18 protein-coding genes are annotated in these 23,040 nt (G+C 72.7%); 10 read left to right on the top strand and 8 right to left on the bottom strand.

All coding sequences use genetic code 11. The features are described 5' to 3' along the window. The first annotated feature begins 133 nt into the window (after window positions 1-133). From J7I94_RS07980 to J7I94_RS07995, 4 genes are all read left to right on the top strand, one after another. A complete protein-coding gene (locus J7I94_RS07980) occupies window positions 134-1,648 on the top strand; it encodes an NAD(P)/FAD-dependent oxidoreductase (protein WP_215166225.1) in 1,515 nt (504 codons plus the stop codon). Further along, entirely contained in the window at window positions 1,645-2,574 is a 930-nt protein-coding gene (locus J7I94_RS07985) for an alpha/beta fold hydrolase (protein WP_215166226.1), read from the top strand. Before J7I94_RS07980 ends, J7I94_RS07985 begins: the two co-directional genes overlap by 4 nt. Further along, a complete protein-coding gene (locus tag J7I94_RS07990; RefSeq protein WP_215166227.1) occupies window positions 2,571-3,455 on the top strand; it encodes an SDR family oxidoreductase in 885 nt (294 codons plus the stop codon). Before J7I94_RS07985 ends, J7I94_RS07990 begins: the two co-directional genes overlap by 4 nt. 94 nt (window positions 3,456-3,549) lie before the next feature. Beyond that, window positions 3,550-3,732, top strand: a complete 183-nt coding sequence (locus J7I94_RS07995; protein WP_215166228.1) for a hypothetical protein — start codon at window positions 3,550-3,552, stop codon at window positions 3,730-3,732. A 53-nt stretch (window positions 3,733-3,785) separates the two neighbouring features. On the opposite strand, the gene J7I94_RS08000 is transcribed toward J7I94_RS07995, so the two are convergent. Beyond that, a complete protein-coding gene (locus J7I94_RS08000; RefSeq protein WP_215166229.1) occupies window positions 3,786-7,406 on the bottom strand; it encodes a S41 family peptidase in 3,621 nt (1,206 codons plus the stop codon). Window positions 7,407-7,604: 198 nt separating this feature from the next. On the opposite strand from J7I94_RS08000, the gene J7I94_RS08005 reads away from it, so the two are divergent. From J7I94_RS08005 to J7I94_RS08020, 4 genes are all read left to right on the top strand, one after another. Next, entirely contained in the window at window positions 7,605-8,204 is a 600-nt protein-coding gene (locus J7I94_RS08005) for a TetR/AcrR family transcriptional regulator (protein ID WP_215166246.1), read from the top strand. Window positions 8,205-8,307: 103 nt separating this feature from the next. Next, the gene (locus J7I94_RS08010; protein ID WP_215166231.1) at window positions 8,308-10,530 is read left to right on the top strand and encodes an MMPL family transporter; all 2,223 of its coding nucleotides are present in this window, start codon (window positions 8,308-8,310) and stop codon (window positions 10,528-10,530) included. Between the two features lie 864 nt (window positions 10,531-11,394). Further along, the gene (locus tag J7I94_RS08015) at window positions 11,395-11,901 is read left to right on the top strand and encodes a YbaK/EbsC family protein (RefSeq protein ID WP_215166232.1); all 507 of its coding nucleotides are present in this window, start codon (window positions 11,395-11,397) and stop codon (window positions 11,899-11,901) included. Between the two features lie 35 nt (window positions 11,902-11,936). Next, window positions 11,937-12,212, top strand: coding sequence for a DUF1876 domain-containing protein (locus J7I94_RS08020; RefSeq protein WP_215166233.1), 276 nt, complete (start codon window positions 11,937-11,939; stop codon window positions 12,210-12,212). 54 nt (window positions 12,213-12,266) lie between these two features. On the opposite strand, the gene J7I94_RS08025 is transcribed toward J7I94_RS08020, so the two are convergent. From J7I94_RS08025 to J7I94_RS08040, 4 genes are all read right to left on the bottom strand, one after another. Beyond that, window positions 12,267-13,442 carry a serine hydrolase domain-containing protein gene (locus J7I94_RS08025; protein ID WP_215166247.1) on the bottom strand — a complete coding sequence of 392 codons (1,176 nt, stop codon included), beginning with the start codon at window positions 13,440-13,442 and terminating at the stop codon, window positions 12,267-12,269. Window positions 13,443-13,567: 125 nt separating this feature from the next. Further along, window positions 13,568-14,323: an energy-coupling factor ABC transporter ATP-binding protein gene (locus tag J7I94_RS08030; protein ID WP_215166234.1), complete on the bottom strand. Its 756-nt coding sequence runs from the start codon at window positions 14,321-14,323 to the stop codon at window positions 13,568-13,570. Continuing rightward, window positions 14,311-15,072, bottom strand: coding sequence for a cobalt ECF transporter T component CbiQ (cbiQ, locus tag J7I94_RS08035; protein WP_215166235.1), 762 nt, complete (start codon window positions 15,070-15,072; stop codon window positions 14,311-14,313). Before cbiQ ends, J7I94_RS08030 begins: the two co-directional genes overlap by 13 nt. Before the next feature lies 1 nt (window position 15,073). Next, window positions 15,074-16,156 carry an energy-coupling factor ABC transporter permease gene (locus tag J7I94_RS08040; RefSeq protein WP_215166236.1) on the bottom strand — a complete coding sequence of 361 codons (1,083 nt, stop codon included), beginning with the start codon at window positions 16,154-16,156 and terminating at the stop codon, window positions 15,074-15,076. 139 nt (window positions 16,157-16,295) lie between these two features. Here J7I94_RS08040 and J7I94_RS08045 point away from each other — a divergent pair, with 139 nt between their 5' ends. Beyond that, window positions 16,296-16,667, top strand: a complete 372-nt coding sequence (locus tag J7I94_RS08045; protein ID WP_215166237.1) for an SsgA family sporulation/cell division regulator — start codon at window positions 16,296-16,298, stop codon at window positions 16,665-16,667. Window positions 16,668-16,706: 39 nt separating this feature from the next. Here J7I94_RS08045 and J7I94_RS08050 read toward each other — a convergent pair whose 3' ends face one another. The 3 genes from J7I94_RS08050 to J7I94_RS08060 form a co-directional block, all read right to left on the bottom strand. Next, on the bottom strand, window positions 16,707-18,377 hold the full coding sequence (locus tag J7I94_RS08050) for a penicillin-binding transpeptidase domain-containing protein (RefSeq protein WP_215166238.1): 1,671 nt from the start codon (window positions 18,375-18,377) through the stop codon (window positions 16,707-16,709). 78 nt (window positions 18,378-18,455) lie between these two features. Continuing rightward, complete coding sequence (locus J7I94_RS08055; protein WP_215166240.1) at window positions 18,456-20,069, bottom strand: penicillin-binding transpeptidase domain-containing protein; 1,614 nt, start codon at window positions 20,067-20,069, stop codon at window positions 18,456-18,458. A 142-nt stretch (window positions 20,070-20,211) separates the two neighbouring features. Next, window positions 20,212-21,963 (bottom strand): dolichyl-phosphate-mannose--protein mannosyltransferase, encoded by a 1,752-nt coding sequence (locus tag J7I94_RS08060; RefSeq protein WP_215166241.1) that lies wholly within the window; start codon window positions 21,961-21,963, stop codon window positions 20,212-20,214. Window positions 21,964-22,024: 61 nt separating this feature from the next. Here J7I94_RS08060 and rsmI point away from each other — a divergent pair, with 61 nt between their 5' ends. Next, the gene (gene rsmI, locus J7I94_RS08065) at window positions 22,025-22,897 is read left to right on the top strand and encodes a 16S rRNA (cytidine(1402)-2'-O)-methyltransferase (RefSeq protein WP_215166242.1); all 873 of its coding nucleotides are present in this window, start codon (window positions 22,025-22,027) and stop codon (window positions 22,895-22,897) included. Window positions 22,898-23,040 lie beyond the last annotated feature (143 nt).

The following is a 23,040-nucleotide window of genomic DNA, read 5'->3' on the forward strand; positions in this document are numbered from 1 at the left end:
GCCCCGACCTTACGGCGTACCGCCGGTAACTTTCTTTTCCCCGACCCCTACCCATCGGTAGGACGCTGTTCTACGCTCCCCATTGCGCCAGTGTTCACTGGCAGAGTCTACGGCGGTGCGTGGAGGCGTCGGGATGACCGAGCACGAGCATGTACGGGTCGCGGTGGTCGGGTCCGGGTTCGGCGGGCTGGGTGCCGCCGTGCGGCTGCGCCGGGAGGGGATCACGGACTTCGTGATCCTGGAACGGGCGGGCGAGGTCGGCGGGACCTGGCGGGACAACAGTTATCCGGGGTGCGCGTGCGACGTGCCGTCACACCTGTACTCGTTCTCCTTCGCGCCCAATCCGGAGTGGCCGCGCACCTTCTCCGGGCAGCGCCACATCCGCGCCTACCTGGAGCACGTCGCCGACACCTTCGGGCTGCGCCCGCACCTGCGCTTCCACTCGGAGGTGCGGCGGATGACCTGGGACGCGCGGGAGCTGCGGTGGGAGATCGAGACCGCGAGCGGGCGCCTCACCGCCGACGTCGTCGTCTCCGCCACCGGGCCGCTGTCCGACCCGAAGATCCCGGACATCCCGGGGCTGGACTCCTTCCCCGGCAAGGTCTTCCACTCCGCCCGCTGGGACCACGACCACGACCTCACGGGCAAGCGCGTCGCCGTCATCGGCACCGGCGCCTCCGCCATCCAGTTCATACCCGCCGTCCAGCCCAAGGCCGCCCGGCTGACGCTGTTCCAGCGCACCCCCGCCTGGGTCATGCCCCGCATGGACCGGCCGATCAGCGGCGCCGAGCGCTTCCTGCACCGGACGCTCCCCGCCACCACGCGGCTGCGCCGGGGCCTGCTGTGGGGCATCCGGGAACTCCAGGTGCAGGCGTTCACCAAGCACCCCGAGGAACTCGGGTTCGTCGAACTCCTCGCCAAACGCAACATGGCCCGCGCCATCAAGGACCCGGCCCTGCGCGCCAAGCTGACCCCCGACTACCGCATCGGCTGCAAGCGCATCCTGCTGTCCAACGACTACTATCCGGCGCTCGCCCGGCCGAACACGGACGTCGTCGCGAGCGGACTGAGCGAGGTGCGCGGCTCCACCCTCGTCGCCGCCGACGGCACCGAGACCGAGGCCGACGTCATCATCTTCGGGACGGGCTTCCACGTCACCGACATGCCGATCGCGGAGCGCGTCGTCGGCGCGGACGGGCACACCCTCGCCCAGAGCTGGAAGAGCGGCATGGAGGCGCTGCGCGGCGCCTCGGCGGCCGGGTTCCCGAACTTCCTCACGGTCATCGGGCCCAACACCGGCCTCGCGAACACGTCCATGATCCTCATGATCGAGTCCCAGCTGAACTACCTCGCCGACTATCTGCGGCAGTTGCGCGTGCTGGGCGGGCGGGCCGCCCTCGACGCCCGGCCCGCCGCCGTCGACGCCTGGAACCGGCGGGTGCAGGAGCGGATGAAGCGGACGGTGTGGAACACCGGCGGCTGCACGAGCTGGTACCTGGACGCCAGCGGCCGCAACACCACCATCTGGCCCGGTACGACCACCGAGTTCCGGCGCGCGACCCGGCGCGTGGATCTCGCGGAGTACGACGTCCTGCGCCCCGCCGCGCACCAGGCGCCGGCCGAGCGGAGCGCGGAGGTGGGCGCGTGAGCCGGATGTCCGCCGTCGCCTCCGGAGCGTACGCGCCGCCCGTCCCCGTCCGTGAGCTGACCGCCGTGTCCGCCGACGGCGCCCGGCTGCACGTAGAGGTGCACGGCGGGCCCCAGGGAGCCCCCGCCGTCGTCCTCGCCCACGGCTGGACCTGCTCGACCGCCTTCTGGGCCGCGCAGATACGGGCCCTGGCCGCCGACGGCCACCGGGTCATCGCCTACGACCAGCGCGGGCACGGCCGCAGCCCGGCGAGCCCCGCCTGCACCACCGACGCCCTCGCCGACGACCTCGAAGCCGTACTGGACGCCACCCTCGCCCCCGGCGAACGGGCCGTCGTCGCCGGGCACTCCATGGGCGGGATGACCGTCCTCGCCGCCGGCGCCCGCCCCGCGGTGCGCGAGCACGTGGCCGCCGTCCTGCTGTGCAGCACGGGCGCCGCGCGGCTGGTCGCCTCCTCGACGGTGCTGCCGCTGCCGGCGGGGCCGGTACGGACCTGGCTGACCCGGCGCGTCCTCGGCTCCCGCGCACCGCTCGGACCGGTCACGCCCGCCGCCCGGCGCGTCCTCAAGTACGGGACGATGGGCCGGGGTTCGGCGCCGGACATGGTGGAGGCGTGCGCCCGGATCGTGCACGCCTGCCCGCGCGGGGTGCGGCACGCCTGGTCCCGGGTGCTGGACCGGCTCGATCTGGAGCACGGCATACGGGAGTTGACGGTCCCGGTCGAGGTGGTCGTCGGCACCGCCGACCGGCTGACCCCGCCGGTGCACGCACGCGAGCTGGCCGCCGCGCTGCCCCGCCCCGTCGGCCTCACCGAACTGCCCGGGGTCGGTCACATGACGCCTCTGGAGGCCCCGGACCTCATCACCGCGAAGATACGCACACTCGCCGAGACCCACCTACCCGTAGCTGCCGAGGAGAGCGCATGAGCAGGGTGAGCCTGGAGGGACGGGTCGCCGTCGTCACCGGAGCGGCGCGCGGCGTCGGGGAACTGCTGGCCCGCAAGCTGTCCGTGCGCGGCGTGCGGGTGGCGCTGGTGGGGCTGGAGCCGGACGGGCTGAAGCAGGTCGCCGGCCGGCTGCACGGGGAGAGCGAGATCTGGCACGCCGACGTCACCGACCACGAGGTGATGGCCCGGGTCGCCGGTGAGGTGAAGGAACGGTTCGGCCGCGTCGACATCGTCGTCGCCAACGCCGGTGTCGCCACCGGCGGCCCATTCGTCGACTCCGACCCGGTCTCCTGGCGGCGGGTCGTCGAGGTCAACCTGATCGGCTCGGCGGTGACCGGCCGCGCCTTCCTGCCGGCGCTCCTGGAGACCCGTGGCTACCTGCTCCAGATCGCGTCGCTGGCCGCGCTCACGCCCGCCCCGATGATGTCCGCGTACTGCGCCTCCAAGTCGGGCGTGGAGGCGTACGCGCACGCCCTGCGCGCCGAGGTCGGGCACCGCGGCGTGAAGGTCGGCGTCGGCTACCTCTCCTGGACCGACACCGACATGGTGCGCGGCGCCGACCAGGACGACGTGATGCGGGAGCTGCGGCAGCGGCTGCCCTGGCCGTCGAACAAGACATACCCGCTGGGCCCTGCGGTCGACCGGCTCGTCGAGGGCATCGAACGGCGCCGGACGCATGTCTACGGGCAGTGGTGGCTGCGCGGCATGCAGGGCGTGCGCGGCTACCTCCCCGGGCTCATCGGCACCGTCGGGCAGCGGGAGATGCGGCGGTTCGGCGACCGGCTCTCCGGCGTCGGCAAGGGCCTGGTCGGAGCGGGTGGCGCGGCCGACGAGCAGCAGCGCGCCACGCTCCGTGACTGATCGACATGCGGACGGTCACCGCCCGTGTGAACCTGATCGGGCCCGGCCGGCACAGTCGCCGGCAGGGTCCGATCTCACCCAGGAGTGAACCCACATGGGTATGAAGGACCAGTTCCAGGAGAAGACCGAGCGGATGCAACAGCAGGGCCGGCAGAAGGCCGAGCAGGCCCGCGACCGGATGCAGGACCGTGCGGGTCGTCGGGACGACGACGAGGGCATGGACCAGCCGCTGCACCAGGAGCCGTCGGAGCGTTCCCGCCGGGACCGCGAAGCCTGACGCGCCGCTGACGGCCGCAGGGGCGCCCCCCGTTCGAACGGGGGGCGCCCCCTTTACGTCCGGTTCTGGTCCCGGTTCTGGTCCCGGTTCTGGTCCCGGTTCTGGTCCCGGGGCGGCAGCGGCGGACGGGAGCGGTCCGGTACGTCGTGGAGGCCGGGCGGGGTGGCGGGCGGCTCGGTCTCCAGCAGCCGCAGGGCCAGCCGGACCGCCTCGTCCAGCACCGGGTAGCGGCCCTCGGCCCAGTCCAGGGGGGTGCGCAGGGCCGGCACGTCGGGGTCGACGCCCCGGTTCTCCACCGACCAGCCGTACGCGTCGAACCAGGCCGCGTTCATCGGCACCGTGATCACCGTGCCGTCGCCGAGGCGGTGCCGGCCGGTCATGCCGACCACCCCGCCCCAGGTGCGCTGCCCGACCACCGGCCCCAGCCTCAGCAGCTTGAACGCCGCCGTGATCATGTCGCCGTCGGAGGAAGTCGCCTCGTCCGCCAGGGCCACGACCGGCCCGCGCGGCGCGTTGGAGGCGTACGACACCGGCTGCGCGTTCCTCGTCAGGTCCCAGCCCAGGATGGTGCGGCTCAGCGTCTCCACCACCAGCTCGCTGATGTGCCCGCCCGCGTTGCCGCGCACGTCCACGATCAGCGCGGGCCGGGACACCTCCATCCGCAGGTCCCGGTTGAACTGCGCCCAGCCCGAGCCGCCCATGTCCGGGATGTGCAGGTAGCCGCACCGCCCGCCGCTCAACTCCCTCACCACCTCCCGGCGTTTGGCCACCCAGTCCTGGTAGCGCAGCGGCCGGTCGTCGACGAGCGGGACGACGGCGACCCGGCGGGCGGGGCCGTCCTCGGCCGGTACGAAGGTCAGCTCCACCGTCGTGCCGCCCGCGCCCGCCAGCAGGGGGAAGGGCCCGGCGGCCGGGTCCACGGGGCGGCCGTCGACGTGGGTGAGGGCCGCGCCCTCGCGGATGCCGGTGCCGGCCAGCGGGGAGCGGGCCTTGGAGTCGGAGGAGTCGCCGGGCAGCACCCGACGCACGGTCCAGCGGCCGTCCCGGCAGGTGAAATCGGCGCCCAGCAGGCCCTGGAGGCGCTGGTAGTGCGCCGGGCCCTCGTTGCGGCGGGCGGCGGCGACATAGGCGTGCGAGGTGCCCAGTTCGCCCAGGACCTCGCGCAGCAGGTCGGCGAAGTCGTCCGGCGTGGCGACCTTCTCCACCAGCGGGCGGTACTGGGCCAGTACCGCGTCCCAGTCGATGCCGCACATGCCCGGTTCCCAGAAGAAGGCACGGGTCAGCCGGCCGGCCTCCGCGTACGCCTGCCGCCACTCGGCGCCCGGGTCCACCTGGTGCAGGATGCGGCGGGCGTCGATCCAGGTGGTCGAGTCGCCGTCGCCGGGCTCGGTGGCGGGTACGGCCCGCAGGTCGCCCTCGTCGAGGACGACGAGCCGGGTGCCGTCGCCGCTGACCGAGAACCAGTCCAGGTGGTCGACGAGTTCGGACTTGCGTGCCTTGGCGAGGCTGAAGTGCTCCAGCGTGGGCCGCTCGCTGGGGTCGTTCGGGTTGGCGAAGGTCTCGCCGAGCGCGCCGGAGATCGGCCAGCGCAGCCAGACCAGTCCGCCGCCGTCCACCGGGTGCAGCGCCGAGTACTTGGACGCGGTGACCGGGAACGGCGTCACCCTGCTGGCCAGGCCCTCCACCTCGACGGTCACCGCGCCGCCCTCGCCGGTCCCCTCCTCCACGGGGTCCAGTCCGCCGGCGGCCGGGCGGCCCTCCGGGTTCAGCGCGAAGGGGGAGGGGGTGGCCGAGGAGAGCGGGACCAGGTAGGGGCGGCAGCCCAGCGGGAAGGAGAGGTCGCCGGTGTGCACGTCGTAGACCGGGTCGAAGCCGCGCCAGGACAGGAAGGCGAGGTAGCGGCCGTCGCGGGTGAAGACGGGGTTCTCGTCCTCGAAGCGGCCGTCGGTGACGTCGATGACGACGGGGCCGTCCGCCCGGCCGCCGATCCGGGCCATCTTGATCTGCCGGAGGGTGCGGCCGATGCCGGGGTGGGACCAGGTCAGCCAGCACCCGTCCGGGGAGAAGGCGAGGTCGCGCACGGGGCCGTTGACGGAGCGGATCAGCTCGGTGAGGCCGTGGGTTCCGGTGCGGGGTTCCGTGCCGGAGGCGGTGCCGGTCCCCACGTCGGTCACCGCGTCCGGCACGGTGCCTGTGCCTGTGCCTGTGCCTGTGCTGGTCTGTGTGCTGGTCTCCGCGTCGGCCCCTGTACTGATTTCCGTGCCGGTCTCCGTGCTGGACTCCGCGTCCGGGCCTGTCCCGGTCCCCGCGTCCGGCCCCGTACCGGTCCCTGTGCTGGTCCCCACGCCAGCCCCCGTCCCGGCCTCCGCGTCGGCTCCCACGCCGAACCCCGCCCCAGCCCCCAGACCAAACCCCGTCCCACCCCCCGCCTCCTCATCCGTGTCGGAGACGTCGAGCAGCAGGAGCCGGCCGTCGTGGGTGGCGAGGGCCAGGCGTTCGCCCTGGGGGTCGGAGACCGTCTCCAGGACGCGGCCGATCTTCCCGGAGGCCAGCCGCCTCGGTGCCCGCCCCCCGGTGGCGCGCGGCAGGTGGGCGATCTCGACGGCGTCCTCGCCCTCGGCGTCCGTGACGTAGGCGACCCGCCCGCTGGCGCCGAGCATCTCCGGCAGCCGCACCCGTACCCCCGGGGTGTCGGCGAGGGTGCGGGCCGGACCGTCCCGGTGGGTGAGCCAGTACAGGCTGCCGCGCACCACCACCGCGCTGGCCCGCCCCGTCTCGTCCACGGAGACGCCGGCCACGTGCTGGGCGGCGGGCACCTGGTACGTACGCCGTCCCGCCCGCGCACCGTCCAGCCGTACGTCGAGCCGGCGCGGCACCGAGTCCGGTGCGAGGTCGTCGACGATCCACAGCTCGCCCGCGCACTGGTAGACCACGCGGGTGCCGTCGCTCGCCGCGTGCCGGGCGTAGAAGGCGTCGTGGTCGGTGTGGCGGCGCAGGCCGGAGCCGTCGTACGCGCACGAGTACAGGTTGCCGACGCCCTCGTGGTCGGAGAGGAAGGCGATCCGGCCGCCGACGAACATGGGGGAGTGCAGATGGCCGTCCAGGCCCTCCAGCAGTCGCTGCCCGTGCAGCCAGAGGCGGCCGGTGGCGCCGCCCCGGTAGCGCTTCCAGGCGGCGGGTTCGTGCGGAGGGGTGCCGGTGAGCAGGAGGGTCCTGCGCTCGCCGTCGATCTCGGCGGCCTGGAGGTCGGAGACCGGTCCCCAGGGCAGCTTGCGGCCGGGATCGCCGTCGCAGGAGATCTTGTACGCCCAGGTCAGGTGGGAGAACGGCTCGCCCTGCGAGGTGACGGCGAGCACGGCGGACCCGCCGTCCTCGTCCGGCGGCGCCCAGCCGCACACCCGGGTGTCCAGCGAACCCCAGTGGGTGAGCTGCCGCCCCGGACCCCCCGTCACGGGCACCAGGTGCACCTCCGGCAGGAGGCTGCGCCAGCTCGTGTACGCGATGTGGCGGCCGTCGGGCGAGAAGCGGGGGTGGGAGACCTTGGTGCGGTCGACGGTGAGCCGCCGGGCGCGGCCCGGGTCGGCCGGCGACGCCAGCCAGAGGTCGTCCTCGGCCACGAAGCACAGCAGGTCGGCGTGGAGGTGCGGAAAACGCAGATAGCTCACCCTGTCCATGCTTTTCCGGGGACGGTGGCGCAGCAACTCGTGACGGGCGCGGGCAGCGGCCTTACGGGGAACTGACAACCGTGACCGAGGACACGTACGAAACCGTTTCGTTTCGCTAGTGGGGATGGGTTATCTTCGACACACAAGCAGACCGTGTTGTCCATGACCGTGACGACCGTGACCGTCACGGAGGAGGGGGTGAGGGAGATGGCCGAGGCCGCGACGGCGCGCCGCAGCCGGATCACTCCCGAGCGCGAGGCCGAGCTGTACGGGGCCGTGCTCGACCTGCTCCGCGAAGTCGGCTACGACGCCCTCACCATGGACGCCGTGGCCGCCCGTACCCGGTCCAGCAAGGCGACGCTCTACCGCCAGTGGGGCGGCAAGGCCGAGCTGGTCGTCAAGGCCATCCGGCACAACAAGCCGGGGAAGATCGCCGACATCGACACCGGGTCGATCCGCGGTGACCTGCACTGCCTGCTGACCCGCGAGGACGACTGCACCATGGAACAGAACTCCGCGCTGATGCGGGGGGTGGCCATGGCGCTGCACCGGAACCCGGACCTGCGCCAGGCGTTCCGGGGGCAGTTGATCGAACCGGAGATGGCCGAGTTCCGGCGCGTGCTGCAACGCGCCGTCGACCGGATGGAGATCAGACCGGACTGCCCGGCCCTGGACTTCCTCGTGCACATGATGGTCGGCGGTTTCGCCACGACCGTACTGCTGGACGAACAGCCACCCACCCGGGCCTTCCTCGCCTCCTACATCGACGCCGTGATCCTCCCCGCCCTCGGCGTCTCCGCCTCCTGACACCTCCCCTTCTGCAAGCCCCCACCTGACGTCACCGCTCACGTCGCCGGGCTGATCACCCCTGCCCTGAATCACTCCACGACATGACCGGGAGTACGCCCTCGTGGCCACGTTCCTCTACAAACTCGGCCGCCTCGCCTTCCGGCGACGGCATTTCGTCGCCCTGATCTGGGTCGCGCTGCTCGCCGTCGCCGGTATCGGCGCGGCCAGCGCCCCATCCGCCGGCAACTCCTCCTTCTCCATCCCCGGTACCGAGGCCCAGAAGGCCTTCGACCTGCTGGAACAGCGCTTCCCCGGCCAGAGCGCCGACGGGGCGACCGCACGCGTCGTCTTCAAGGCGCCCGACGGCGAGAAGATGACGGACGCCGACAACAAGGCGACCGTCCTCAAGACCGTCGACGAACTCTCCGACGGCTCCGAGGTCACCTCCGTCGCCGACCCCTACGAGGGCAACACCGTCAGCGAGGACGGCACCATCGCCTATACGTCGGTGACGTACGACGTCTCCGGCATGGAGCTGGAGGAGGCCGGCAAGGAGGCCCTGGAGGACGCCGCCCAGCAGGCGCGGGACGCCGGGCTGACCGTCGAGATCGGCGGTGACGCGCTCCAGGCCGTCCCGGAGACCGGCTCGACGGAGATCATCGGCATCGCGGTCGCCGCCGTCGTCCTCGTCATCACCTTCGGTTCCCTGGTCGCGGCCGGACTGCCGCTGCTCACCGCGCTCATCGGCGTCGGCATCGGCGTCTCCTCCATCACCGCCCTGGCCAGCGCCCTGGAACTGGGCTCCACCACCTCCATCCTGGCGATGATGATCGGCCTCGCGGTCGGCATCGACTACGCCCTGTTCATCGTCTCCCGCTACCGGGCCGAACTCGCCGAGGGACGCGAACGCGAGGAGGCGGCCGGCCGGGCCGTCGGCACCGCCGGCTCGGCGGTGGTCTTCGCCGGCCTCACCGTCGTCATCGCCCTGGTCGGCCTGGCGGTCGTCAACATCCCGATGCTGACCAAGATGGGCGTCGCGGCGGCCGGCACGGTCGCCATCGCGGTCCTCATCGCGCTCACCATGGTCCCGGCGCTGCTCGGTTACGCCGGCCGCAGGGTCAAGCCGGCCGGCGCCAAGAGCAAGTTCCTGGGCGGCGCCCGCGCCGAGCGCGACCAGCGGCAGGACAAGCCCAACATGGGCACCCGCTGGGCCCGCTTCGTCGTCCGCCGCCCGGTCGCCGTCCTCCTCCTGGGCATCGTCGGCCTCGGCGCGGCGGCCGTCCCGGCGGGCTCCCTCGAACTGGGCCTGGGCGACGACGGCTCCCAGCCGACCTCCACCACCCAGCGCCGCGCCTACGACCTGCTGTCCGAGGGCTTCGGGCCCGGCTTCAACGGTCCGCTGATGGTCGTGGTGGACGCCAAGGGCAGCGACGACGCGCAGGGCGCGTTCACCGAGGTGTCCGACGAGATCAAGAAGCTCGACGGCGTCGTCACGGTGACACCCGCGGCGCCGAACAAGGCGGGCGACACGGCGACCATCACCGTGATCCCCGACTCCAAGCCGTCCTCCGTCGAAACCGAGGACCTGGTGCACGGCATCCGCGACGCGGGGGCCGACGTCGAGGCGGACACCGGCGCGCAGACCCTGGTCACCGGCTCCACGGCGATGAACATCGACGTCAGCGAGAAGCTGAACGACGCGCTGATCCCGTACCTGGTCCTGGTCGTCGGCCTGGCCTTCCTCCTCCTGATCGTGGTCTTCCGCTCGATCCTGGTCCCGCTGAAGGCGGCCCTCGGCTTCCTGCTGAGCGTGCTGGCGGCCCTGGGCGCCGTGGTCGCGGTCTTCCAGTGGGGCTGGCTGTCCGGCCTGCTGGGCGTCGAGGAGACCGGCCCGGTCATGTCGATGATGCCGATCTTCATGGTCGGCGTGGTCTTCGGCCTGGCCATGGACTACGAGGTCTTCCTCGTGACCCGCATGCGGGAGGCGTACGTCCACGGCGAGCGGCCCAGCGAAGCGATCGTCACCGGCTTCAAGCACGGCGCACGGGTCGTCACCGCCGCCGCGGTCATCATGATGGCCGTCTTCGCGGGCTTCATCGGCTCCAGCGAGTCCATGGTCAAGATGATCGGCTTCGGCCTCGCGATCGCGGTCTTCTTCGACGCGTTCGTCGTCCGCATGGCCATCGTCCCGGCGGTACTCGCCCTGCTCGGCAAGCGCGCCTGGTGGCTGCCGAAGTGGCTGGACCGCGCGCTGCCCAACGTGGATGTCGAGGGCGAGGGCCTGAAGACCCTGTCCGACGGCCGCAAGGACCCCGACGAGGACAAGGAACTGGCACGCGCCTGACGCTGCGTGGCTGAGTGACCAGCCGGTGAGGGTCCCGTGGGGACGGGTGGCCCTCACCGGCTTCCCTGTTCCCCCGCACGTTGTCTTGTGGCCGTGGGGGCCGCCCGTTTCTTTGTCAGTGTCGTGCTTCCACGGCCCGCCTCAAGGGCGCTGCGCTGTCGCTCCGCGTCGGCTTCGCCGATGGGCCTGCGGCCCACCCTTGACCCGGTCCGCTCCAGCACGGGTGAGAAGCGAGCGGGCGGCCCGGGGAAAGCGGTGGCCCCGCCCGCGAGTCCCCCGACGCCCGTGACCCGGTACCCGGCGTGAGGGGACGCGCTCGCGCCTCGCCAGCACGCCGGGCCGTCTCGGCGGCCGACCGGTCCGTACGGGGTTGCGGCGAGAGGGGGAGGGCGAGGGGTGCGGCTGGCTGGTGATCGTGGGGGCCGGTCGGCGGTCCTCCGGGGTAGGGGTGCTGGAATTGGATGACACTTCGGGCCGAAGTGTCATCCAATTCCAGCAGCCCTACCCGGACCGGGGCCCCGGCAGGTACCGCACCCCGTACGGAGCGGTGGCCGCCGAGACGGCCCGGCGTGCATGTGAGGTGTGAGCGCGCATCCGCCGCGCCGGGTGCGGGGGAACCGGCCCGGGGGACCGATGCCGCTGGGGGACCGCTTTTCTCGGGCCGCTCGCTCGCTTCTGGCCCGTGCTGGAGCGGACCGGGTCAAGGGTGGGCCGCAGGCCCATCGCCGAAGGCGACGCGGAGCGTCAGCGGAGCGCCCTTGAGGCGGGCCGTGGAAGCACGACACTGGCAGAGAAGCGAGTGGCCCCGACGGCCACCGGACAACCCGGTCGCCCGCCACGCCCGTCACTCGCTACCGTGCCGCCATGACGACGACCGACGACGCTCCCGACGCCCATCCCCGCTTCGCCGCCGCCCTCCGCGACATGGGGCTCGACGACCTCAACGGCCGTGTCCGGCGCTTCCCGGAAGCCACCCGCACCGCCGCCGAGGCCGCCGCAGCGATCGGCTGCGAGCTGAGCCAGATCTGCAAGTCGCTGATCTTCGCGGCGGACGGCGTCCCCGTGCTGGTCCTCATGGACGGCGCCTCCCGCGTCGACGTGGACCGGGTCCGCGCGGAACTCGGCGCCCAGAAGGTCACCCGCGCCAAGGCCGACGTCGTACGGGAGACCACCGGGTATGCCATCGGCGGCGTCCCGCCCTTCGGCCACCGCACCCGCACCCGCGTCCTCGCCGACCGCTCCCTGCTCGCCCACGAGACGGTCTGGGCCGCCGCCGGCACCCCGTACACCGTCTTCCCCATGGCCCCGCGGGACCTCGTCACCCACGCCGGCGCGACCCTCGTGGACGTGCGCGAACACGCCCGTCGGTAGCACCCTGGAAACAGGGGCCCACGGAGGTGAACGTCATGATGCCCACACCGGTCGGATGGCATGTAGAGGTCGAGTTCACGGAGGACGATCGGCATACGCGGGCGGTCGCGCTGGTGCGGCTGTCGGACGGTACGGAGGTACGGGCGCACGGACATGCCAGCAGGCACCGTGCCGACGCCCGGCAACCCCGGGTCGGTGAGGAGGTCGCCGCGGCGCGGGCGCTGAACGAGCTGGCGATGCGGCTGCTCGACAAGGCGCACGGGGAGATCGACGAGGCGTCGGGGAGGGTGTCCCACCCGATCCACGTCTGAGCACCCGGTCCGGGTGTCAGCGTCCGGTCCGGGTGTCAGCGCCCGGGGCGGAAGTCAGCGGCCGGCGTCCAGCGCCGCCCGTACCGCCCGGACCAGGGCCTGCGCCCGCGGGTCCGCCGTCACGGTCTTGCGGAAGCCGTTGGTGACGTAGCCGAAGGCGATGCCCGACTCCGGGTCGGCGAAGCCGAGCGCGCCGCCGCGCCCCGGATGGCCGAAGGAGCCGGGGGCGAGGAACGGGGACGCGCTGCCGTGCAGCATGTAGCCCAGGCCGAAACGGGTGCCGACGACGAGGACCCGGTCCGGGCCCGCTGATTCCTGCGCCCGGGCCGCCGCCAGCGTCCGCGCCTCGAAGAGCCGGACGCCGTCGACCTCGCCGGTCAGCGCGGCGTAGAAGCGGGCCAGCGCGTCGGCCGTCGCGATGCCGTTGGTGGCGGGCAGCGCCGCCGCCCGGTACGCCGGGTCGTTCTGGTCGGGGAACGGCGTGATCGCGCCGAAGGCGCGGCGGGTGAGGGAGCCGGGATCGTCGTAGGCGGCGGTGACGGAGCGCTTGGGACGCATGCGCAGGCTCCCGGACGGCGGTTCCACGTCCTCGACGCGGCCGGTCCGGCCCGCGCGGCCGGCCGCCTCCTCGCCCGCCGGGAGCCCGAGCCACAGGTCCAGGCCGAGGGGGCGGGCGATCTCGTCGGCGATCCACTCGCCGGTGCCGCGGCCGGTCACCCGGCGGACCAGCCCGTCCAGCAGCCAGCCGTAGGTGAGCGCGTGGTAGCCGTGGTCGGTGCCGGGTTCCCAGACGGGGGTCTGGGCGGCCACCGCCTCGATCCCGGGCAGCGGATCGAGCGCCTGGGCGGGGGTGAGGGGGCGGTCGAGGACGGGGAGGCCGGCCCGGTGGGCCAGTACGTGCCGGACCAGGACGCCCTCCTTGCCGTGCGCCTTGAACTCCGGCCAGTACGCGTGCACCGGCGCGTCCAGGTCCAGTTCGCCGCGCTGGTGCAGCAGCAGCGGTACGGCGGCGGCGACGCCCTTGGTGGCCGAGCGGATCACCTGGGCGGTGCCCCGCTGCCAGGGCTCGGTGCCGTCGAGGTCGCGGGTGCCGGCCCACAGGTCGACGACCTTGCGGCCGTCGCGGTAGACGGCGACGGCGGCGCCCCGGTCGCCGAGGGCGGTGAAGTTCCGTACGAACGCGTCCCTGACCGGTTCGAACTCCTCGGCCACTGTGCCGCATACGGCCACGTCCACCGCCACGTCCACGCTCCTCGCCCCTTTCCGCTGCCACTCGCCCACAACAGTGCGTGCAACACGCACCGTTCACCGGCGATTCCTCATGTGGCCGTTGTCACGCCGTCGTCAGGCGGCCGTCAGGCCGTCGTCACCGAGCGGGGGTCGAAGCCGAAGGGGAGTTCCAGGCGGTGCGCGCGCATCAGGGCGTCGTCGGAGAGCAGGTCCGCGGTCGGGCCGTCCGCCGCGATCACGCCGTCGCTGAGGATCAGCGAGCGCGGGCAGAGCTGGAGGGCGTAGGGCAGGTCGTGGGTGACCATCAGGACGGTGACGTCCAGGGAGAGCAGGATGTCGGCGAGTTCGCGACGGGAGGCCGGGTCCAGGTTGGAGGACGGCTCGTCCAGGACGAGGATCTCCGGTTCCATCGCCAGCACCGTGGCCACCGCCACCCGGCGGCGCTGCCCGAAGGACAGGTGGTGCGGCGGGCGGTCCTGGAAGCCGTCCATGCCGACCCGGGTCAGTGCCCGGTCCACCCGTTCCTCCAGTTCGGCGCCCTTCACCCCGGCCGCCGCCGGTCCGAACGCCACGTCCTCCCGGACCGTCGGCATGAAGAGCTGGTCGTCGGGGTCCTGGAAGACGATGCCGACCCGGCGCCGGATCTCGGCCATGTGCTTCTTGCCCACGGGCAGCCCGGCGACCGTCACCGTGCCCGCGCCGCCGGTCAGGATGCCGTTGAGGTGGAGCACGAGGGTCGTCTTGCCGGCGCCGTTGGGGCCGAGCAGCGCGACCCGTTCGCCGCGCGCGATCGAGAAGTCGACGCCGAAGAGGGCCTGGTGTCCGTCGGGGTAGGCGTAGGCGAGGCCGGAGACCTCCAGGGAAGCAGTCACAGCATCCATCCCAGCAGACAGACCAGCAGTGCGGTGCACGGGAGGGCCAGCGCGTACGACCACTGCGCCCGGGAGGCGATCACCTCGTCGATGACCGGCATCGAACCGGCGTAGCCGCGGCTGACCATCGCCAGGTGGACGCGTTCGCCGCGCTCGTAGGAGCGGATGAACAACGCCCCGGCGGATTTCGCCAGCACGCCCCAGTGCCGTACCCCGCTCGCATCGAAGCCGCGCGACTCCCGGGCGATCCGCATCCGCCGCATCTCGTCGGTGACGACGTCGCCGTAGCGGATCATGAAGGACGCGATCTGGACGAGGAGGGGCGGCAGCTTCAGGCGCTGGAGGCCCAGCAGGAGGGCGCGGAGTTCGGTGGTGGAAGCCAGGAGCACGGAGGTGGCGACGCCCAGGGTGCCCTTGGCCAGGACGTTCCAGGCGCCCCACAGGCCGTTCACGCTCAGGGACAGGCCCAGTACGCCGACCCGGTCGCCCTCGGCCACGAACGGCATGAGGACCGCGAACGCGACGAACGGCACCTCGATCAGCAGCCGCTTCAGCAGGAAGCCGGCCGGGACGCGGGCCGCGCAGGCGACCGACGCGAGCAGCAGCGCGTAGAGCCCGAACGCCCACATCGCCTCGCGCGGCGTCGACACCACGACGACCACGAAGCCGAAGGCAGCGGCGAGCTTGGTGTGCGGCGGCAGGGTGTGCACGGGGGAGTGTCCGTGCCGGTAGAGCCGGTGGGCGTGGCCCGCGCCCATCTCAGACGCTCGTGCTGGTCGGGGAGGTGTCCGCGGTGCGGCGCCGGCGGACCGCCCAGAACACCGTGCTGCCCGCGACGACCGTGACGCCGACGCCGATCACGCCCGCGAGGCCGCCGGAGAGCCGGGCGTCGGTGACGTCCTTGACGCCGTAGTCGGCGAGCGGGGAGTCGGCGGCGGCGTGCTCCTCGGCCTTGGCGTCGATGCCCTGGTCGGCGGCGACCTTCTCCAGGCCGTCGGGGGAGGCGGAGGCGTAGAAGCTGACGAACCCGGCGAGGACGACGGAGACCGCCAGGCCGGTGAGCCAGATCGTGCGGCGGGAGCCGGTGGCCGCCACCGGGGCGGGCTCGGCGGCGGGCGCGTCGACCAGTTCGCCGCCGACCCGCAGCTTCAGCCGCTGCTGGAGCCCGCGCGCCCCGTACACCAGGTCCGGGCGTACGGCGATGACGGCGCCGACGGTCAGCGCGGTGATGACGGCCTCGCCGATGCCGATCAGGACGTGCACGCCGATCATGGCGGTGGCGACCTTGCCGATCGGGACGTCGGTGGTGCCGCCGATCCAGTAGAGGAGGGTGAAGGCGACGGCGGCGGCCGGGACGGAGAGCAGCGCCGCGACGAACGAGGCGACGGTCACCGAGCGCCGGGTGCGCGGCAGCACCTTCACCAGACCCCGGAAGACGGCGTAGGCGACGACCGTCGTGACGATCGCCATGTCGGTGATGTTGACGCCGAGCGCGGTCAGGCCGCCGTCCGCGAACAGGATGCCCTGCATGAGGAGGACGACGGAGACGCACAGGACCCCGGTGCAGGGGCCGACGAGTATCGCGGCCAGGGCCCCGCCGAGGAGGTGTCCGCTGGTTCCCGCGGCGACCGGGAAGTTCAGCATCTGCACGGCGAAGATGAACGCCGCGACGAGGCCGGCCAGCGGGGCCGTGCGCTCTCCCCCACGCTCGGCTTCGCTCGCGCGGGAGGTGCCCCCAAGCTCGCGCCGCGCGCCGCGCAGGCTGACCGCCACGGCGCCGGCGGCGACGACTCCGGTGACCGCGGAGACCGGGGCGTTGATGAATCCGTCAGGTACGTGCACCTTCCGATGATAAGGAGTAGTTGCGACTCCTGTGCAAGAGCGAAGTAAAGGCTTATCTCATATCAGGCATACCGCCCAAAAGGCGTGACACGGAAAATGTGGGACATTGGAGAAGGGTCGAGGGTGAAGGAGCCGGTCGATGTCGGTGGTCGAACAGTACGCACGGGTCCAGGTGCTCACCGACGCGGACATACCGGACGAAGGCGACGGCGGCTGCGTACCGGTGGTGCTGCGGTACGACCCCGAGGACGACCCCCGGTCGGTACGGCTCGGGCTGCCCGGCCCGCGCTGGTTCCGCTTCGCGCGCGAGCTGCTCGAACGGGGGCTGCGGGCGCCGGCCGGGACCGGAGAGGTGCGGGTGTGGCCGTGCGGGCGGGTGCGGGCCGTGGTCGAGTTCCACCCGGAGCGGGGCGGCTGCTCGGTGGTCCAGTTCGACACGGACGACCTGCTGCGCTTCCTGCGCAGGACGTACGCGGCGAACCCGGCGGTGGCGCAGCCCGTCCCGCGCTGAGACGTCAGCCGCCCGCCTTGAGCCGCCCGCCTTGAACCGTCAGCCGCCCGCCTTGAGCAGCGCCGCCACGATCGGCCCGGCCGTCTCGCCGCCGTGGCCGCCGGCCTGCACCACGCCCGCCGCGGCGAGATCGTCCCGGTAGGCGGTGAACCAGCCGTTCGGCTTCTTCTGGCCGTCGACCTCCGCCGACCCGGTCTTCGCGCCGGCGTCCCCGCCGACCCCCGCCATCGCCTCCGCCGCCGTGCCGTAGTCGGCCGTGTAGGCCATCAGCTCGCGCAGCTGGGACAGGGTGCCGGCGGACATCGTGCGGGAGGCCGTGGCCAGCTCGCGGTCGTCCACCGACGGGGCGACCAGGTACGGCTGGTGGAAGGTGCCGGACTTCACGGTCGCCGCCACGGACGCCATGTTCAGCGGGTTCATCCGCACCCCGCCCTGTCCGATGAGGGAAGCCGCCTTCTGGGCGTCGCTCTGCACCGGGACCGAGCCGTCGAAGGTGGGCACCCCGATCGCCCAGTTGTTCATCCCCAGGCCGAAGACCTCCTGGGCCTGCTGGGTGAGGGCGTCGTCGGACAGCTTGCCGGCCTGGCTGATGAAGGCGGTGTTGCAGGAGCGGGCGAAGCTCGCCTTGAAGGTGCCGCCCTTGATGGAGAACTTGTCGTCGTTCTGGAACTTCCAGCCGCCGTAGGTGAAGTACTTCGGGCAGGGGTGCGCCTTGTCGGCGGAGGCCAGGCCCTTCTCGATCAGCAGCGAGGAGGTGACGACCTTCATCGTGGAGCCGGGGGCGAGCGAACCCTGGAAGGCGGTGTTGAAGCCGTGGCCGCTGTTGGCGACGGCGAGGATCTCGCCCGTCGAGGCGCGGGTCAGCACGACGGAGGCCTTCTCGGTGGCGGCCACCTGCTCCTCGGCGAGGGCCTGCAACTGAGGGTCGAGGGTGGTCTTCACCGTGCCCGGCGTGCCCTCGCTCAGCTCCAGGAGGGTCTTGTCGGAGAGCTTCTTCGCCTTCGACTCCTTGCCGCGCACCACGCGCAGCTCGATCCCGGCACGGCCGCCGGCCTTCTCGCCGTACTTCTCGCGCAGCCCGTCCAGGACCGTGCCCAGCGACGGGTACTTCGCGGTGGTGATTTCGCCGCCGTCCCGGTCCACCGCCTTCACGGGCGGCGTCCCGGCCTCCCCGGTGACCAGCTTGTCGCCCTCGCCGAGGTCGGGGTGGACGACGGCGGGAGTGAAGCCGACCCGGGGTTCGCCGTCGCCGTCGCGGCGCACGACGGTCAGGGAACTGTCGTACGCCAGGGCCTTGCGGACGTCCTCGTACACCACCGTCGCCTTGACGGAGAACGGGACCTTGTCGCCGCTGCGGGTGCCCGGGGTGAGGGTGACGTCCTCGATGCGGGCGTCCTCGGTGTAGGAGGTGAGCAGGGCCTTCGCCGCGGCGGTGGCGTCGGTGGCGGCGGCCGCCTCGGCGACCTCGCCCCGCTGCCAGGCGGTGAGGAACCGCTCGGCCGCCGTGGTGACCTCGGTGGCCGACAGGGGGCCGGTCTTCACGTTCTTCCCGGCCGCCGTGGTGCGCGCGTCGTCCCCGGCGTCCGTGCCGCCGGCGGACAGCGCCCAGGCGCCCACCCCGGCCCCGGCGACGACCGCGGCGATCACCCCGCCGATCACGACGGGCCGCCTGCTGTTGCGTCGCTCGGCGACACGCCTTCTGTTGCCCACTGCTTTCCGTTTCCCTCGATGCCGTCACGCTTCCAACGACGGCACACGGTGTTCAGTCCCGCCCCGCGGGGGGTGAGGTCAGCCGCCGGCCCGCAGGACGTCCGCGACGATCGGCCCGGCCGCGTCGCCGCCGTGGCCGCCCTCCTCCGTCATGGCCGCCGCGGCGATGTCGCCCCGGAAGCCGGTGAACCAGCTGTTGGACACGGTCTGCCCGTCGACCTCCGCCGACCCGGTCTTCGCGCCGATGTCGCCGCCGAGCCCGGACATCGCCTCCATCGCGGTGCCCTGCGTGGCGGTGAGCCGCATCATCTGCTTGAGCTGGGACGACGTCTCGGACGACAGGCCCTCGGCGGTGGCCATCTCCCGGTCGTCCAGGTCGGGCGAGACCAGATAGGGCTGACGGAACGTGCCGGTGATCGCGGTGGCCGTCACCGAGGCCATGTTGAGCGGGTTCATCTGGACCTGGCCCTGGCCGATGGCGTTGGCCGCCCGGTCCGGGCCGGTGGAGGCGGGCACGCTGCCGTCGAAGGAGACGATGCCGGTCTTCCAGTTGTCCTTGCCGAGGCCGAACCGCTCCTGGGCCTCCTCCATCAGCGAGGAGTCGGTGAGCGGCTTCTCGTCGATGAGCTTGATGAAGGCGGTGTTGCAGGAGCGCTGGAAGCTGTTGGCCAGCGTGGCGGACTCGTCGGGTTCCATGCCGGTGAGGTTCTTGAAGACCTGTCCCTGCCAGATCGCCTTGTCGGGGCAGGGGGCGGCGCCGGTCATCGAGGTCACGCCGTTGTCTATGAGCATCGCCGCGGTGATGATCTTCATCGTGGAGCCGGGCGCGACCCGGCCCTGGAAGGCCGCGTTGAAGCCGTCCGCACGGTGGTTGGCGACCGCCAGCACCTCGCCGGTGCTGGGCTTGACGGCCACCACCGACGACTCGTCGAACTCCTCCACCGCCTTCTCCGCCGCCGCCTGCACGCCCGCGCTCAGCGTCGTCTTCAGCTTGCCGGGCTCGCCCTCGGTGAGGGTCACCAGCGGGGTGTCCGCCACCTCCTGGGAGGCGTGCCGGACCATCAGCTCGATGCCGGGCTCGCCGCCCGCCTGGTCGCCGTACTTCTCCCGCAGCGTGTCCAGGACCGGGCCCAGCGAGGGGTACTTCTCCTTGGTCAGCACCTTGCCGTCCCGGTCGACGGCCTCGATCGGCGGGTTCGACGCCTCGGCGGTGACCAGCGTGTCGCCGTCGGCCGACAGCTCCGGGTGGACGACGGACGGCTCCCAGTCGACCAGCGCCCGCCCGGTGGTCTTCCCGCGCACCACGCTCAACTGGCTCTTGTACGTCAGGGGCTCGGTCGCGCCCTGGTACGACACCTCCGCCTTCACCGTGAACGGCACCTTGGTGCCGGTCGCCGTGCCCGGGGTGATGGTGACGCCGCTGATGTGGGCGTCCTCGGCGTACGCCGTCAGCAGCTTCAGGGCCGAGGCGTCGTCGTTGGTGTACGAGGCCGCCGTGTCGGCCTTCCCGTCCTCCCAGGCCGCGAAGAACTTCTCGGTCGTCTCCGCGACCTCGTCACCGCTCGGCGGCCCGGTCTTCACCTCGTCCCCGCCGCCCAGCGCGGAGACCACGTTGTACGCGCCGTATCCGGCCCCTCCGACCATCACGGCGAACACTCCGCCGATGACGGCGGCCTTCATCCCCCTGCCCATCGGCAGTCCCCTCCCCATCGAGCTCCCGGACGCATCGTTGAACGCGTTCAGAAAGTGGTCACACTGGCACTCTATGTGCCGCAAGTGACTTGCGGTACGCCTGTTTCCGTTTGGTGGCCGAACGGAGACACGGCGGTCCCGGTCACACCCAGGTGTCCAGCCACATCCGCGCCCGCCAGTCCTCCATCGGGATCGCCGTACCGGTGTAGATCGGCCAGAAGTAGATGAAGTTCCACGCGACGAGGAGGAACAGGACACCGGCGGCCACCACGCCGCCCACCCGCCGCGCCTCGCTCGCCCCCGGCCGGCCGATCACCGCTCCCAGCAGCATCGCCACCGCCAGGCACAGGAACGGCAGGAAGACCACGGCGTAGAAGAGGAAGATCGTGCGCTCCTGGTACAGGAACCAGGGCAGGTAGCCGGCCGCGACGCCGCAGGCGATGGCGCCCGCGCGCCAGTCCCGGCGCAGCGCCCAGCGCCACAGCACGTACAGGATCGCGAAGCAGCCCAGCCACCACAGCACCGGCGTGCCCAGCGCCAGCACCTCGCGGGCGCACTTCTCGCCCGCGTCCGCCGGACAGCCGTCCGTGCCGGGCGAGGGCGACTCGTAGAAGTAGGAGACCGGGCGGCCCAGGACGATCCAGCTCCACGGGTTCGACTGGTACGTGTGCGGCGAGGTCAGGTGGGTGTGGAACTCGTAGACCTGCGACTCGTAGTGCCACAGGCTGCGCCACCAGTCCGGGAACAGCCACGACCAGTCGCTGTTCTTCCCGTCGGTCGCCGCCCAGTTGCGGTAGTAGCCGCCGGTGCCGTCGCTCGGGGAGAGGATCCAGGCCGTCCAGGAGACCAGGTAGGTGACGAGCGCGACCGGGACGGTGGCGAGGAACGCCAGGCCCAGGTCGTACTTGAGCACCGCCGTGCGCGGGCGCACCGCGCCGGCCACCCGGCGGGCGCCCACGTCCCACAGGACCGCCATCACACAGAACGCGACCAGGATGTACAGGCCGTTCCACTTGGTGCCGATGGCCAGGCCCAGCATCAGCCCCGCCGCCCAGCGCCACGGCCGCCACCCGATCCGGGTGGTCTCGGCGACGCGCGCGTCCGGGCGGACCAGGCCGTCGTCGTCCACCGGCAGCGCGGCGGCCAGTCTCGCCCGCGCCCGGTCCCGGTCGACGAGCAGGCAGCCGAAGGCGGCCAGTACGAAGAAGACCAGCACGCTGTCGAGCAGCGCGGTCCGGCTCATCACGAAGGCCAGCCCGTCCAGCGCCAGCAGCGCGCCCGCCAGACAGCCGAGGAACGTGGAGCGGAACAGGCGGCGGCCGATGCGGCACAGCAGCAGCACGGAGAGGGTGCCGAGCAGCGCCGTCATGAACCGCCAGCCGAACGGGTCGAACCCGAACAGCCACTCGCCGGCCCCGATCACGAACTTGCCGACCGGCGGATGGACGACGTACGACGCGTCCGTGGGGACCGTGACGTCCCCGCCGGAGTTCAGGACCAGGTCGTTGGCGTTCTTGTCCCAGTTGACCTCGAAGCCGCGGTTGATCAGCGCCCACGCGTCCTTGGCGTAGTACGTCTCGTCGAATATCACCGCCTTCGGGCTGCCCAGGTTCCAGAACCGCAGCACCCCCGCCACCAGCGTGACCAGCAGCGGACCGCCCCAGCCCGACCAGCGCACCAGCCGGTCGGCGGCCTTCTCGGACACGCCGAGGACGGCCCACAGCCGGGGGCCGGGCCGCGTGTACGGCGGCACCAGCCGCTCGCGGACGTCGCTGCGGTCGGGGGCCGTGTAGCCGAAGCGGCGCAGCCGCCGCTGCCACGGCGGCCGCCCCTCGTGCGGCGCCTGGTCCTGGCCGGTGTCCGTGGAATCCATGGACGACGCTGTACTGGTCACCGCGCCATCGTAGGGAACCGGTCTGTGCGAGTCCCGTGCTTGCCCCTGCGAGGATGGAAACGTGACAGTCGCAACCGGAATCCTGGTCCTCGCCGGCACCCCCATCGGCGACCTCGCCGACGCCCCGCCCCGCCTTGCCGAGGAGCTGACGGCCGCCGATGTCGTCGCCGCGGAGGACACCCGGCGGCTGCGCCGGCTCACCCAGGGGCTCGGCGTGACGCCCAAGGGGCGCGTGGTGTCGTACTTCGAGGGCAACGAGGCGGCGCGCACGCCGGAGCTGGTCGAGGAGCTGATCGGCGGCGCGCGGGTGGTGCTGGTGACCGACGCCGGGATGCCGTCCGTCTCCGACCCCGGGTACCGGCTGGTCGCGGCGGCCGTCGAGCGGGGCGTCAAGGTCACCGCCGTGCCCGGACCGTCCGCCGTGCTGACCGCGCTGGCCCTGTCCGGGCTGCCGGTGGACCGGTTCTGCTTCGAGGGGTTCCCGCCGCGCAAGACGGGCGAGCGGCTGAGCCGGCTGCGGGAGGTCGCGGGCGAGCGCCGCACCCTCGTCTACTTCGAGTCCCCGCACCGTGTCGCCGACACCCTCGCCGCGATGGCCGAGGTCTTCGGCGGCGAGCGGCGCGCCGCGGTCTGCCGGGAGCTGACCAAGACGTACGAGGAGATCAAGCGCGGCCCGCTGGGGGAGCTGGCGGAGTGGGCGGCCGAGGGCGTGCGCGGCGAGATCACCGTCGTCGTCGAGGGCGCGCCGGAGACGGGCCCCGGGGAGATCGGCGCCGAGGAGCTGGTGCGCCGGGTGCGGGTGCGCGAGGAGGCGGGGGAACGGCGCAAGGAGGCCATCGCGGCGGTGGCCGTCGAGGCGGGCGTGCCGAAGCGGGAGGTCTTCGACGCCGTGGTCGCGGCGAAGAACGCGGGGGCGACGGCCTCGGGGGCGTGAGGCGCCGGGGTGTGCGGCCGGGGCGCGGCTTCCGGGTGTGCGGCGGGGGCGCGGCTTCCGGGCGTGCGCCGGGGCGTGCGGGGGCGGGGCGGCTTCCGGGGCGTGAGGCGCCGGGGCGTGCGGGGGCGGGGCGGCTTCCGGGG

Origin of the sequence: Streptomyces sp. ISL-12 (assembly GCF_018614415.1) — a bacterium.
In the GTDB taxonomy this organism is placed as follows: Bacteria; Actinomycetota; Actinomycetes; order Streptomycetales; family Streptomycetaceae; genus Streptomyces.

Coding starts and splice junctions, on each gene's coding strand:
- J7I94_RS07995 (WP_215166228.1), top strand. CDS start 3,550: ATGGGTATGAAGGACCAGTTCCAGGAGAAGACCGAGCGGATGCAACAG.
- J7I94_RS08055 (WP_215166240.1), bottom strand. CDS start 20,069: ATGGGCAGGGGGATGAAGGCCGCCGTCATCGGCGGAGTGTTCGCCGTG.
- J7I94_RS08020 (WP_215166233.1), top strand. CDS start 11,937: ATGATGCCCACACCGGTCGGATGGCATGTAGAGGTCGAGTTCACGGAG.
- J7I94_RS08000 (WP_215166229.1), bottom strand. CDS start 7,406: ATGGACAGGGTGAGCTATCTGCGTTTTCCGCACCTCCACGCCGACCTG.
- J7I94_RS08030 (WP_215166234.1), bottom strand. CDS start 14,323: ATGGATGCTGTGACTGCTTCCCTGGAGGTCTCCGGCCTCGCCTACGCC.
- J7I94_RS07980 (WP_215166225.1), top strand. CDS start 134: ATGACCGAGCACGAGCATGTACGGGTCGCGGTGGTCGGGTCCGGGTTC.
- cbiQ (WP_215166235.1), bottom strand. CDS start 15,072: ATGGGCGCGGGCCACGCCCACCGGCTCTACCGGCACGGACACTCCCCC.
- J7I94_RS08005 (WP_215166246.1), top strand. CDS start 7,605: ATGGCCGAGGCCGCGACGGCGCGCCGCAGCCGGATCACTCCCGAGCGC.
- J7I94_RS08045 (WP_215166237.1), top strand. CDS start 16,296: ATGTCGGTGGTCGAACAGTACGCACGGGTCCAGGTGCTCACCGACGCG.
- J7I94_RS08015 (WP_215166232.1), top strand. CDS start 11,395: ATGACGACGACCGACGACGCTCCCGACGCCCATCCCCGCTTCGCCGCC.
- J7I94_RS07990 (WP_215166227.1), top strand. CDS start 2,571: ATGAGCAGGGTGAGCCTGGAGGGACGGGTCGCCGTCGTCACCGGAGCG.